The organism is Vibrio sp. Sgm 5 (assembly GCF_026241575.1).
GTDB classification, from domain to species: Bacteria; Pseudomonadota; Gammaproteobacteria; order Enterobacterales; family Vibrionaceae; genus Vibrio; species Vibrio jasicida.
On sequence record NZ_JAPHPY010000002.1, the window covers coordinates 107,242 to 120,430 of the forward strand.

The following is a 13,189-nucleotide window of genomic DNA, read 5'->3' on the forward strand; positions in this document are numbered from 1 at the left end:
GGTCCTATTTTTTTGTCTGCTGCTTTTGTTCTTGAAGCTCTTCTTCAATCACTTGTAGCCGGTTCAAAATCTGTTCTTGTCTGTCTAGCACCTGCTCTAACAGCTTTTCTTTATTTTTGGAGCGATGATCTTGCTGTCTGGTTGGCGCAGTCAGAATCGATGTAATCAAACCAGAAATCATACCGAAGATACCGACACCACAGATGATGACTAGTACAGCCAGTAGTTTGCCGCCTGTCGTCACCGGATAATGGTCACCATAACCAACGGTTGAGATGGTCACAAATGCCCACCACAATGCATCTGTTCCCGTTTGGATGTTTGCCTCAGGACTTTGTCCTTCAATAAACAGCATGGCACTGGAACCAAGAGTTATCAGAACCACCATTAGCAATAAGATAGAGGCTAGAGTGGTTTCTCGGCGGTTTTGCTTGAGCTGTAAAAGAATGAACTTTGAAGAGCGTAAGACCAAAATGACACGCAAGATGTGAAACAGTCGAGCGAAGCGTAAAGGCTCAACCATTGGGATACTCGCCACAAAATCGATCCAGTGATGCTTAAGAAATGACCTGCGATCTGTGGCCCGGATCAAATCTATGGTGAGCTGTAATAGAAAAATACTACAGATTATAAAATCCAGACCGATAAGAACTTGACGGGTTTCGTTATCAAGCGGGAAAAACAACAGGCCAGAGATCACAAATAGTGCCATAAAGGACAATATTAGTGATAGCAGCCCCATCGGTTTGGTGCTGTCTTTGATATCATGGTTTTTCATACGAAGCTCGAAATAAATCGCGCAGGCAACGTTAAGTGCGCGCATAAGTATAAGTAAGACTATATAAGACTCGGTGGAGAACTGACAATGGAAAAGCTGGCATTTAAGCCGTGGGAAAGGGTGATATCCGACATCAAGCTCGTTCCGAAAATGGTCATGTTGATGGTATTTAGCACCATCCTAATTGTGGCGAAGCAACTGTGGGATGCGAGCACATTCTACGATTCATTACTAGCGGCAACTCAGAACGAACAAGTTGCCCAGCAGCATTATGAAGCGTATCTCACTCAAGTTGCTTGGCAAACAGCGATCTTAATTGTGGTGTTTGTGGTACTACTGCTGGCCGCTGCGCGCGTGATGTTGCGTCAGACGCAATACCTTAATGAAGCCATCAAATTAATGGCAAGTAAGAACCTTTCTGTTCCTTTTGGAATGGATTGTAAAGACGAATACGGCGATGTGGCTCGTGAACTTGAGACCACTCGTCGCCAACTGCATGATGTCATTCAAATGCAAATCAACTCTTCGGAAGAGCTTTCTACTCTCACAGAGGTGATGACATTGAGCATGTCCGAGACGAAAGAGTCAGCACAAGAAGAGTTTAATGAAATCGACCAGCTTGCGACGGCCATGAGCGAGATGTCTTCAACCGTACAAACTGTAGCTGAACATGCGCAAACAGCGTCAACTTTAACCGAGCAAGCTTCAACTCAAGCGGTGACTGGCCAGCAGTTCTTGCAAAAAACCGTGTCTAAAATGAGTGAACTCTCTTCTGATATCGCGTCTTCGGCAAGTGCCGTTAACCAAGTAGAAGAACGCGTAGAAGCGATTGGTAGTGTAGTAGGGACCATTCAAGGTATCTCAGAGCAAACTAACCTACTTGCGTTGAACGCAGCGATTGAAGCGGCACGTGCAGGTGAAGCAGGTCGAGGTTTTGCCGTGGTTGCGGATGAGGTTCGTAACCTTGCCCAGCGTACACAACAAGCGACCGTTGAAATTCAAGAAATGATCACACAGCTTCAATCGAGTGCTGAATCTGCCGTCGAATTGATGGAAAAGAGCGTGGTGGAAGCAGCTGAAGGAGTTGAGTTGGTGTCCAATGCAGGCTCTGAACTGGATGGCATCGTTGGTCAAGTGACACAAATCAACGACATGAACTTCCAGATTGCGACGGCTTCAGGCCAACAAAGTAGCGTCGCAGAAGAAATGAGCCAAAACCTCACTAACGTTCGTGAGTTGGTGGAAGCATCTGTTGTTGTTGTGACGGAGTTGCTTGAAACGTCTGAAATGATGCAAAGTAATGCCGAAGAGTTAGATGAGAAGATTAAATCCTTCCAAGTCTAAGTCTAACAAGCTTTGATAAAACGCCCACAAACCTTTTGTGGGCGTTTTTATTTGTGCTAACTCTGGTATAAATAAGTGATAACACCTAATCACAGTGCTTTTCAAACAAGGAAGAAAAATGCAGCTGCCTTCGTCACTGATTTCTGTCGCGGATTCTGCGGTACAAAATGCGGAACAAGCGGGATACGTTCAACAATGGCCAACCGAGATTACCGAGCAGTTCCGTTTCGTTTCAGGTCTCAGTAAGTTCATAACCGAAGCGATTCATCGTGATGAGACACTCGCACAAAACTTGCCAAGCATGCTGGCAGAAAGCAGTCGACAACAAGCTTATCGTACACGCCTCGCAGAGCTTCTGGTGGAATGCCAAGATGAAATGGCTGGACACCGTGTGCTGCGCCAATTTCGCAACCGTGAAATGGTCTACATTGCGTGGAAAGACTTCACCCACACTTGGACGCTAGAAGAGTCACTTAGTCACTTATCACAATTGGCAGAAGCGATGATCTTCGAGACCTACCAATGGCAATATAAGATTTGTTGCAATGAGTGGGGAACCCCAACCAATGCCGAAAGCGAAGCGCAACCTATGCTGATCATCGGTATGGGTAAGTTGGGTGGTGGCGAGCTGAACTTTTCTTCCGATATCGACTTGATCTTCACCTATCCAGAAAATGGTGAGACGCAAGGTGCACGTCGTAGTATTGCCAATGCACAGTTCTTTACCCGTTTGGGTCAACGCATCATTAAAGCGCTCGACCAACAAACCTTTGATGGTTTCTGTTACCGCGTTGACATGCGTCTACGTCCGTTTGGTGAAAGTGGCCCCTTGGTCATGAGCTACGCAGCTCTCGAAGATTATTATCAAGAGCAAGGGCGCGACTGGGAACGTTACGCGATGATCAAAGCACGCGTCATGGGCAGCGAAATGTATCCGCAATACCAAGAATTGCGCCAGATGCTGCGCCCATTTGTGTTCCGCCGTTATATCGACTTCAGTGCGATTCAATCTCTGCGTCGAATGAAATCGATGATCAGCAGTGAAGTACGTCGCCGTGGTTTGAGTAACAACATTAAATTAGGCGCTGGTGGCATTCGTGAAATTGAGTTTATTGCTCAAGTATTCCAGTTAATTCGTGGTGGTCGAGAGCCTTCTTTGCGAGGTCGTGGTTTACTAGAAACCTTGAATGCCATTGGTGAATTAGGCCAGTTAACCCCATCAGAAGTCGAGAATTTAGAAACGGCCTATAAATACTTACGTAAGCTGGAAAACTTGCTGCAAGCGATGGCCGATAAACAAACCCAAACCTTGCCTGATTGCGATGATGAACGCCTAAAACTGGCCATTGCGATGCGATTTGATGCTTGGGATGATTTGATGGCTCAAACTCAACAGCATATGGCTAACGTACATAAGGTGTTTGAGAACTTAATTGGTGATGACGAAGAGGACGAGACGGAAACCATCGCACGTCATTTCCATGAACTTTGGGACATGGCGACCAAGCAAGATGTGCTTGAACACGTGTTGCAAGAAGACATCAAAACGGAGAACTCGGAAGCGCTTGCTAAAACCATCATGCAATTTAAGGCAGACTTAGCGAAAAAAACGCTTGGCCCACGTGGGCGTGAAGTCTTAACTAAGTTAATGCCGAAAGTCTTCGATGCGGTGTTCGCCCATCCTGATGCACAGTTTGGTCTGCCACGAGTTCTGCATTTGCTGCATAACATTTGCACGCGCACTACGTATTTAGAATTGCTGGATGAGCACCCAGCCGCATTGGTGCAATTGGTGCGTCTGTGTACTGCAAGTCCGATGATTTCCGAGCAGCTATCGCGTTACCCAATACTGCTTGATGAGCTGATCGACCCTCAGCACCTTTATAACCCAATCCCACTCGACAGCTACCGAACGGAGCTGCGCGACTTCCTTGCTCGTATTCCAGAGGATGATATGGAACAGCAAATGGAAGCGTTGCGTCAGTTCAAGCAGATTTGCATCCTCCGCATTGCTGCAGCAGACATTGCTGGAGTGTTACCAGTGATGAAAGTAAGTGACCACTTAACTTACTTAGCTGAAGCCATCGTAGAAGCCGTAGTGAACCAAGCTTGGCTACAAGTGTCGGAAAAGTATGGTGAACCAACACACGTAAAAGATCGTGAAGGTAAAGGTTTTGCTGTGATTGGTTATGGGAAAGTTGGTGGTTGGGAATTGGGCTACAACTCAGATCTCGACATTGTGTTTATGCACGATTGTCCGGTGAATGTGTATACCGATGGTAAGAAAGAAATCGACGGTCGTCAGTTTTACCTTCGTTTGGCACAGCGCATCATTCATATTTTCTCGACCCGCACTGCATCAGGCATTCTGTACGAAGTGGATACTCGCTTACGCCCTTCTGGTGCATCAGGATTACTTGTAAGCCCGACCGATGCATTTGACGATTATCAACATCAAGATGCGTGGACTTGGGAACATCAGGCGTTAGTACGTGCTCGCATGATTTATGGTGACGAACCATTAGCGATAGCTTTCCATAACACGCGCCATGATGTGCTGTGTAAATCGCGTGACCAAGATACGCTGAAGAAGCAGGTGGTCGATATGCGGGAAAAAATGCGTGATCACCTTGGCGGGAAAAAGTCTGAGCGCTTTATGCTTAAGCAGGATAAGGGCGGTATTACCGACGTTGAATTTCTCGCTCAATACCTTGTGCTCAACTACAGTCACAGTAAGCCTAAACTAATACGTTGGTGCGATAACGTAAGAATTTTTGAAACCTTGATTGCTCAGGGTGTTATGGAAGAAAATCAAGCGATGCAGTTAACTCGCGCATACACATCGATGCGTGATGAGATTCATCGCCGTAACTTACTTAATTTGGATGCTGATGTGGCGGAAGATAAGTTTGTTGCGGAGCGCGAGTGGGTGAAGCAAGCATGGAATCAATGGTTTGCCTAAGCAGAAGTCATGTGCAAGGTTCAGCCTAGAAAAAGGCTGTGTTAAACTCACCACGATTTAATTTTTGGAGACCAATAATGAAACCAATTCTACCTGATTACAACAGCGCTGGTGTGCTTATCATCGGCGATGTCATGCTAGATCGTTACTGGTATGGCCCGACTGGACGTATTTCTCCTGAAGCGCCAGTACCTGTTGTGAAAGTAGAAAACAATGAAGAGCGTCCAGGTGGTGCTGCGAACGTCGCAATGAATATTGCTTCACTTGGCGGTCACGCTCACATTGTTGGTCTAACGGGTATGGATGAGCCAGCGAAAGTGCTGACTGAAACCCTGAACTCGCTAAAAGTAAAATGCGACTTTGTGGCGCTTCCTGAATACCCAACGATTACTAAACTGCGTGTCATGAGCCGTGGTCAACAGTTGATTCGTTTGGATTTTGAAGACAAGTTCGAGAACACAGATGCAGAGCCTGTATTGTCTCGCATGGAAGCCGCGCTACCAAGCGTGAAAGCGGTCATCATGTCTGACTACGCAAAAGGTTCGCTTGAGCATGTACAGGCGTACATCCAAAAAGCACGCGCAGCAAACATTCCCGTATTTATTGACCCTAAAGGGGCGGATTTCGAACGCTACCGTGGCGCAACCCTTCTGACTCCAAACATGAAAGAGTTTGAAGACGTTGTGGGCAAAGTGAAATCTGACCAAGAGTTAGTAGAAAAAGCGCTAGCTTTAGTTGAAGAGTTCGAATTTGAAGCTCTGTTGGTGACACGCAGCGAAAACGGCATGACATTGATTCGCCGTGGTGCAGAGCCATTTCACCTACCGACACAAGCGAAAGAAGTGTATGACGTAACAGGTGCGGGTGATACGGTTATTTCTGTATTAGCAGCATCGGTAGCCGCTGGTAAATCGTTTGAAGAAGCTTGTGCACTAGCAAACGCAGCCGCAGGTGTTGTGGTTGGTAAATTAGGTACATCAACACTATCTGAGATTGAATTGGCTGAAGCTATTCACGGCAGTCAAGATACAGACTACGGCGTGATTTCAGAGCAAGCGCTGATTGAAGCCGTGAAGAAAGCACGTGCAAAAGGCGAGAAGGTTGTGATGACCAATGGTTGTTTCGATATTCTACACGCAGGTCATGTTTCTTACCTAAATCATGCTGCTGAGTTAGGTGACCGCCTAATCGTTGCAGTGAATACTGATGACTCTGTGAAACGCTTGAAAGGCCCAGGTCGTCCAGTGAACCCAACCGATCGTCGTATGGCAGTCTTGGCGGGTCTTGGCGCGGTTGATTGGGTTGTACCGTTCAGTGAAGACACACCACAGCGTTTGATCTCAGAAGTGCTGCCTAGCTTATTGGTGAAAGGTGGTGATTACAAACCAGAAGAGATCGCGGGTGGTAAAGAAGTGATCGCTGCAGGCGGTGAAGTTCGTGTACTGAACTTTGAAGATGGTTGTTCAACCAGCGAGATCATCAACGCTATCAAAGGTGGTAAGGGTTAATACCTTGCTCGCCAAACTGATTACTACAAATTGATTGTTAAAGGTCGCTTTCGAGCGGCCTTTGTTGTTTTTGGAGGAGTGCATCTAACCACAAACGTATTCCAGACCTCCCTCTTTTCAAGGGGGAGTTAGAGGGGGGGGAATACTCGGTCTGATTGAAAACCAGTGTCGTCAATTAGATCGAGAAGCAACCCCTTCCTAATCCTCCCCTTCGAAGGGGAAGGGGCCTAGAGCGCACTTGGCTTGGTTACTTAGCCCAAAAAAAACGCCAGTTGAAATCAACTGGCGTTTTTCGTGTTACTTAGACGTTTATTTTGCTGGCTTAAGGCCCGCGTCTACATCTAGGATGTCTTGCTCACTTAGCGTACCAACTGCTTGGCGTAGCTGAAGACCTGCAAGAATGTAGTTGTAACGTGCATCTGAAAGGTTTTTGTTTGCATCGTAAAGACGACGAGTTGCGTCTAGCACGTCAACGATAGTACGAGTACCAACATCGAAACCAGCTTCTGTTGCTTCAAGTGCAGACTGTGCAGAAACCACAGATTGTTCGTACGCTTTTAGTGCGCCGATAGAGGCGTTAATGTTGTTGTTTTGTGCTCGCACTTCTTTCACAACACTACGGTATTCAGCTTCTAGGTTTTCACTAGCAGCAACGTAGCTGTATTCCGCTTGTTTCACTTCAGATGTTGTACGACCACCTGTGTAAAGTGGCACGGCTAGGTTTACACCAACATTGAAGCCATCGGCTGTATTATCGTTAATGCTTTCCGCAGTATCAGCGTAGTTGTAACCACCGTCCAGAGATAGCGTTGGTAGGTGACCAGAACTAGCTAGCGAAATATTGTCACGCGCAATGTCTTGTGAAATACGTGCTGATAAAAGGCTTAGGTTGGTTGTTTTTGCTTCTTCTACTAGTGTTTCAGCTGGTGTGCTTGGACGACTTGCAGAGAAACGAGCAGTATCAAGAACATTTAGGTTTTTGTGTTCTTGGCCTGTAATTTCACGTAGTGACTCGTAGCTGTTGATAAGATCGTTTTCTGCTAGAACTTCATCAGCCAATACTGCATCAAACTGTGCTTGTGCATCATGTACGTCAGTAATTGCTGATAGGCCAACTTCAAAACGTTGTTTAGTTTGCTCTAGTTGGCGACCAACCGCGGCTTTCTCTGCACGGACAAACACTAGGTTGTCTTGTGCACGCAGTACTTCAAAGTAAGCTTGAGAAACGCGAAGGATCAAACCTTGTTGCGTTGCTGCATAAGTTGCATCTGATTGACGTGCCGTTTTCTCTGCAGTGTCTAGGGTAATCCAAGACGCGCGGTTGTACAGCTCTTGTGTAAAGCCAACGCCAGCAGATAAGACGTTTTGGTCCGTCGATACTTTACCACCTAAGTCTTGATCTCTGTCGCCACGTGTAATGTCATAACCCGCGGTTAAGTTGATTTGTGGTAGTAGGGCACTGCGGCTAGAGTTGATTGCTTCAAAAGCTTGATCACGCTGCGCTGCTACGCTGAGCAATTGTGGGTCATTTTGTTTTGCTAAGTCATAAATTTCAGCAAGGGAGTCTGCCCATGCTGCTGTGCTCATACTGCCTAGCGCTGCACTGATAAATAGTGGAAGCAGTTTTTTCATTTTCCATTCCCGCGGTCAATAGATTGGTTAATTCTCAGTAGTTTAACTCAATTTGGACGATATTTACTCTAAACTTTGCACTTTTTTACACGTAATTATCCACCTGTGCAATAAATTTTTGAGAAAGGCTTAAAATAATTTATAACTATTGTACAAAAAGTTGAGCCAAGTCCTTTGAGCAAGCGAATAACAATGAGTAAACTACAAGATTCACTCAGAGAGGTGTTGAATGCAACAGTGTGACAAGCAACAAAATGATTTTACTCCCCAAGATGTGGAAATAATCTCAAAGGAAACCGTGTTTAAAGGTTTCTTTAAAATGGTGAAATACCGTTTTAAGCATAGGTTATTTGCTGGTGGTTGGAGTGGGATTGTCGAACGAGAAATGTTCGAACGTGGTCATGCTGCGGCCATGCTCCCGTATGATCCTGTGACTGATCAAGTTGTGATCATTGAACAGATCCGAGTTGGGGCATTGGAACATTCATCTCCTTGGCAATTCGAAATTGTTGCAGGAATGATAGACCGCGATGAGTCCGCTGAAGAAGTGATTCGTCGAGAAGCAGAAGAGGAAGCAGGGATCCAAGTGGGACGCGTCACCTCGGTTACTTCTTATTACCCTTCTTCTGGTGGTTGCTCGGAAAAATTAGATGTGTTCATTGGAGAAGTGGATGCAACTAAAGCGCATGGCATTCATGGTTTAGACTATGAGAATGAAGATATTCGTGTTCATGTACTGAGTCGCGAAACTGCGTATCAATGGGTGAAGGATGGAAAATTCGAAAATGGTGCTTCTATCATTGCATTGCAATGGTTACAACTTAACCATCAAGAATTGAAATCACAATGGGGAGTTTCCCCAATCGTTGGAGAATAAGTAATGGCACAAGTAGCGGTAAAACAGCGATACCATGTCGACTTAGCGGGCCTGATGAGAACTTATGAGACCAACTACGCTAAGCTCAATGCTTTGCTGCCTGCTTCTGCCGAAGTTGGTGATATTCGTTGTTATCAAGCAGCGAACATGGTTTACCAACTGACCGTGAATGAAATCACAAAATACACCACAGTTGTTGAGATATGTCAGAGTGATGAGATGCCGGTGTTTCCTTTACCGACGATGTCTGTCAGGCTTTATCACGATGCAAGAGTTGCTGAAGTATGCTCAAGCGGAGAGTTCTCTCGCATCAAAGCTAAATATGATTATCCCAACGACCAGTTGATGCAGAAAGATGAAAAACATCAACTTAATACGTTCCTTGGTGAATGGCTGACGTTCTGTTTACGAAGTGGCATTAGTCGATCGCCACTTGCCTTCAATTGATTGTCACGTCACTAAGGGAAAATAACAAAAAATTAAATAGTGGACGAATCAGGTTTTCATTTTGCAATCATCTAGTGACAGCATAAAGCTTATACAAATCACGGATACTCATCTGTTTGCCGCAGATGAGGGCAGTTTGCTGAGCGTAAGAACCGCCGACAGCTTTGAAGCCGTGGTGAAAGAAGTTCTTCATCGTCAAGTGCAGTTTGAATACATCTTGGCGACGGGTGATATTTCACAAGATCACAGTGCCGAGTCTTACCAGCGTTTTGCCGAGGGTATTGCGCCGCTGGAGAAAGCGTGTTTTTGGTTGCCTGGCAATCACGACTTCAAACCAAACATGGGGACGGTTCTACCATCACCTCAAATTCAATCTGTTGAGCACCTTTTGCTAGGTGAACATTGGCAGTTGATCTTGCTAGATTCACAAGTTGTGGGCGTGCCTCATGGGCGTTTAAGTGATCAGCAACTTTCCCTATTAGAAGAAAAGTTGTCTGACTACCCAGACCGACACACACTTGTGTTATTGCACCATCACCCGTTGTTAGTTGGTAGTGCTTGGCTTGACCAGCATACACTGAAGGATGCTGAGGCATTTTGGCAAGTTGTAGACCGTTTTGAGAACGTAAAGGGCATTTTATGTGGTCATGTGCACCAAGACATGAATGTTCTTTATAATGGTATTCGAGTGATGGCAACGCCTTCAACCTGTGTGCAGTTTAAGCCGAACTCCGATGACTTTGCGTTAGACACAGAGTGCCCAGGGTGGCGAGAATTAGAGCTTCACCCGAGTGGTGACATTTCTACTGAGGTTAATCGCCTGACGGATGGGCAGTTTCAGCCAGACTTTACCTCAAACGGCTACTAACCAAAGATCACGCCCGAACTTTATGTTCGGGCTTACTTTTTCTTCTGTGAGGCTTTTATGAGCAAACCGGCGCTACTACTGTATATCCATGGTTTTAACAGTTCGCCACTTTCAATGAAGGCGAATTTGATGAAAGAGTACTGTGAACAGCAGCGCCCAGACATTAAAGTTGTTGTGCCTCAATTGCCATGCTTTCCACAGCTTGCCGCTCAATGTCTATTAGACATTGTTGAGCAATATAAAGGTGACTATAACATTGGTTTAGTGGGCAGCTCTCTGGGGGGGTACATGTCTACGTGGTTGAACGCGCAATTTGGTTTTCGTGCGGTCGTGGTTAACCCCGCGGTGAAGCCTTATGAGCTGTTGGTTGACTATTTGGGGGAGCAAACTAACCCATACACGCACGAAACCTATACACTTGAAGCTTGTCATATTGACGAGCTGAAAGCTCTTGATGTAAAAAGCATCGCGTCGCCTCAATCCTTCTGGCTGTTACAGCAAACAGAAGATGAGGTTCTGGATTATCGCCAAGCGGTAGAGAAATTTACCGATGCTAAGAAAACCGTAGAAGAAGGCGGTGATCACAGTTTTATTGGCTTTGAGCGTTATCCTGCTCAAATCATTAAATTCTTAAATTTGTGATTTCTAGAGCGATTGGAATAGGCTCATAGTTTTTATTGATATATCCAACCGTTTCTTGACATAGCGGGTATGCTTTCCGACTATGTTTTGCCGAAAAGATCTTAGGGGTGTAACGCCCTGACTACTTTGTTATGCATGACCGATCAATGAGAAGGGTGCTGACGGGGTAGCTTTTTCGTTTCTCGAGTATCGCTCACCCATCGGTGAGGCTCGGGTTACAAGTAAACTTTGAGAACAATTCCGTATTATGACTGAACAATATAATGCTGGTGCCATTGAAGTACTGAATGGCTTAGAGCCAGTACGTCGCCGACCAGGGATGTATACGGATACAGCGCGCCCAAACCACTTGGGCCAAGAAGTTATCGATAACAGTGTCGATGAAGCGCTAGCCGGACATGCCTCAAAAGTACAAGTCATCCTACATGCTGACCAATCACTAGAAGTGATCGATGATGGTCGAGGCATGCCTGTTGATATCCACCCAGAAGAGAAGGTTTCAGGTGTTGAACTGATCCTATGTAAGCTTCACGCAGGTGGTAAATTCTCTAACAAGAACTATCAATTCTCTGGTGGTTTGCACGGTGTAGGTATCTCTGTTGTAAACGCGCTGTCTAAGCGTGTGGAAGTGACCGTTCGTCGTGACGGTCAAGTGTATGAGATTGCTTTTGAACACGGTGATAAAGTTTCTGACCTGACGGTTGTCGGCACATGTGGTCGTCGTAACCGTGGCACCAGTGTGCACTTCTGGCCAGATGCTAAGTACTTTGATTCTGCAAACTTCTCAGTAACTCGTCTGGTGAATAACCTGCGTGCGAAAGCAGTACTTTGTCCTGGCCTAGAAATTACTTTCACAGATAAAGTAAACAACAAAGACTACAAATGGTTCTACGAAGATGGTTTGAAAGACTATCTAGCGGAAGGTGTGAAAGGTTATACCGTTCTGCCAGAAGAACCATTTACTGGTGAATTCTCAGCCGAAACAGAAGCAGCAAATTGGGCCGTGATCTGGCAGCCAGAAGGCGGCGAGATGATCACCGAGAGTTACGTGAACCTTATCCCGACGGCGCAAGGTGGTACACACGTAAACGGCCTTCGCCAAGGTTTGCTTGATGCAATGCGTGAGTTCTGTGAATTCCGTAACTTGTTGCCTCGTGGCGTAAAACTAACTGGCGATGATGTCTTCGACCGTTGTTCATACGTCCTGTCGGTTAAGATTCAAGATCCACAGTTTGCCGGTCAGACTAAAGAGCGTTTGTCTTCTCGTCAAACCGCTGCGTTTGTATCTGGTGTAGTGAAAGATTCATTCAGCCTTTGGTTGAACGAAAAACCACAACTTGCAGAGCAACTTGCTGAAGTTTGTATCGCGAACGCGCATCGTCGTATGCGTGCGAGCAAAAAGGTTGTACGTAAGAAGGTAGCATCTGGTCCTGCACTGCCTGGTAAGCTAACGGATTGTTCAGTACAAGACTTAAACCGCACAGAAATCTTCTTTGTAGAGGGTGACTCGGCGGGCGGTTCTGCCAAACAAGCTCGTGATCGTGAGTTCCAAGCGGTGATGCCACTGCGCGGTAAGATCCTAAACACGTGGGAAGTCTCTGCAGACCAAGTTTTGGCTTCTCAAGAAGTTCATGACATCTCGGTAGCTTTGGGGATCGACCCAGACAGCGACAACCTAGACAGCCTTCGCTACGGTAAGATCTGTATCCTTGCCGATGCGGACTCGGATGGGCTGCACATCGCAACCCTTCTATGTGCTCTGTTTACTCGTCACTTCCGTGCGCTGGTTGAAGCTGGTCACATCTACGTTGCGATGCCGCCTCTGTATCGTATCGACTGCGGCAAAGAAGTTTTCTATGCCCTAGATGACGACGAAAAAGATGGCGTACTTGAGCGCTTGTCGAAGAAGAAAGCCAAAATCAACGTGCAACGATTCAAAGGTCTGGGTGAGATGAACCCACTTCAGTTGCGCGAAACAACCATGGATCCAAATACGCGACGTCTGGTTCAGTTAACCATCGATGATTCTGCGGCGACCATGGAAATGATGGACATGTTGCTTGGTAAAAAACGAGCAGATGACCGTCGCACTTGGCTACAAAGCAATGGCGATATGGCAGAGGTTTAACGG

Annotated in this window: 10 protein-coding genes; 8 read left to right on the forward strand and 2 right to left on the reverse strand. The window is 46.1% G+C overall.

Going from position 1 to position 13,189, the window contains the following annotated elements; all coding sequences use genetic code 11:
* Positions 1-4 precede the first annotated feature (4 nt).
* On the reverse strand, positions 5-823 hold the full coding sequence (locus tag OQJ86_RS01775; RefSeq protein ID WP_038866202.1) for a potassium channel family protein: 819 nt from the start codon (positions 821-823) through the stop codon (positions 5-7).
* Positions 824-865: 42 nt separating this feature from the next.
* Between OQJ86_RS01775 and OQJ86_RS01780 the strand changes: the two genes are divergently transcribed.
* The 3 genes from OQJ86_RS01780 (at position 866) to hldE (ending at position 6,592) form a co-directional block, all read left to right on the forward strand.
* A complete protein-coding gene (locus OQJ86_RS01780) occupies positions 866-2,122 on the forward strand; it encodes a methyl-accepting chemotaxis protein (protein WP_038866204.1) in 1,257 nt (418 codons plus the stop codon).
* 118 nt (positions 2,123-2,240) lie between these two features.
* Positions 2,241-5,084: a bifunctional [glutamate--ammonia ligase]-adenylyl-L-tyrosine phosphorylase/[glutamate--ammonia-ligase] adenylyltransferase gene (gene glnE / locus OQJ86_RS01785; protein WP_265985675.1), complete on the forward strand. Its 2,844-nt coding sequence runs from the start codon at positions 2,241-2,243 to the stop codon at positions 5,082-5,084.
* A 77-nt stretch (positions 5,085-5,161) separates the two neighbouring features.
* Positions 5,162-6,592 (forward strand): bifunctional D-glycero-beta-D-manno-heptose-7-phosphate kinase/D-glycero-beta-D-manno-heptose 1-phosphate adenylyltransferase HldE, encoded by a 1,431-nt coding sequence (gene hldE, locus OQJ86_RS01790; protein WP_038866208.1) that lies wholly within the window; start codon positions 5,162-5,164, stop codon positions 6,590-6,592.
* A gap of 309 nt (positions 6,593-6,901) precedes the next feature.
* Here hldE and tolC read toward each other — a convergent pair whose 3' ends face one another.
* Positions 6,902-8,224, reverse strand: coding sequence for an outer membrane channel protein TolC (gene tolC, locus OQJ86_RS01795; protein WP_039974723.1), 1,323 nt, complete (start codon positions 8,222-8,224; stop codon positions 6,902-6,904).
* A 229-nt stretch (positions 8,225-8,453) separates the two neighbouring features.
* On the opposite strand from tolC, the gene nudF reads away from it, so the two are divergent.
* The 5 genes from nudF (at position 8,454) to parE (ending at position 13,186) form a co-directional block, all read left to right on the forward strand.
* The gene (nudF, locus tag OQJ86_RS01800; protein WP_104028055.1) at positions 8,454-9,101 is read left to right on the forward strand and encodes an ADP-ribose diphosphatase; all 648 of its coding nucleotides are present in this window, start codon (positions 8,454-8,456) and stop codon (positions 9,099-9,101) included.
* 3 nt (positions 9,102-9,104) lie between these two features.
* Positions 9,105-9,548 (forward strand): DUF1249 family protein, encoded by a 444-nt coding sequence (locus OQJ86_RS01805; RefSeq protein ID WP_038878249.1) that lies wholly within the window; start codon positions 9,105-9,107, stop codon positions 9,546-9,548.
* 61 nt (positions 9,549-9,609) lie between these two features.
* Positions 9,610-10,416 (forward strand): 3',5'-cyclic-AMP phosphodiesterase, encoded by an 807-nt coding sequence (gene cpdA / locus OQJ86_RS01810; protein ID WP_038866216.1) that lies wholly within the window; start codon positions 9,610-9,612, stop codon positions 10,414-10,416.
* Between the two features lie 57 nt (positions 10,417-10,473).
* Positions 10,474-11,058 (forward strand): esterase YqiA, encoded by a 585-nt coding sequence (gene yqiA / locus OQJ86_RS01815; protein WP_038866218.1) that lies wholly within the window; start codon positions 10,474-10,476, stop codon positions 11,056-11,058.
* A gap of 247 nt (positions 11,059-11,305) precedes the next feature.
* Entirely contained in the window at positions 11,306-13,186 is a 1,881-nt protein-coding gene (gene parE, locus OQJ86_RS01820; protein WP_038866219.1) for a DNA topoisomerase IV subunit B, read from the forward strand.
* Positions 13,187-13,189: the final 3 nt, after the last annotated feature.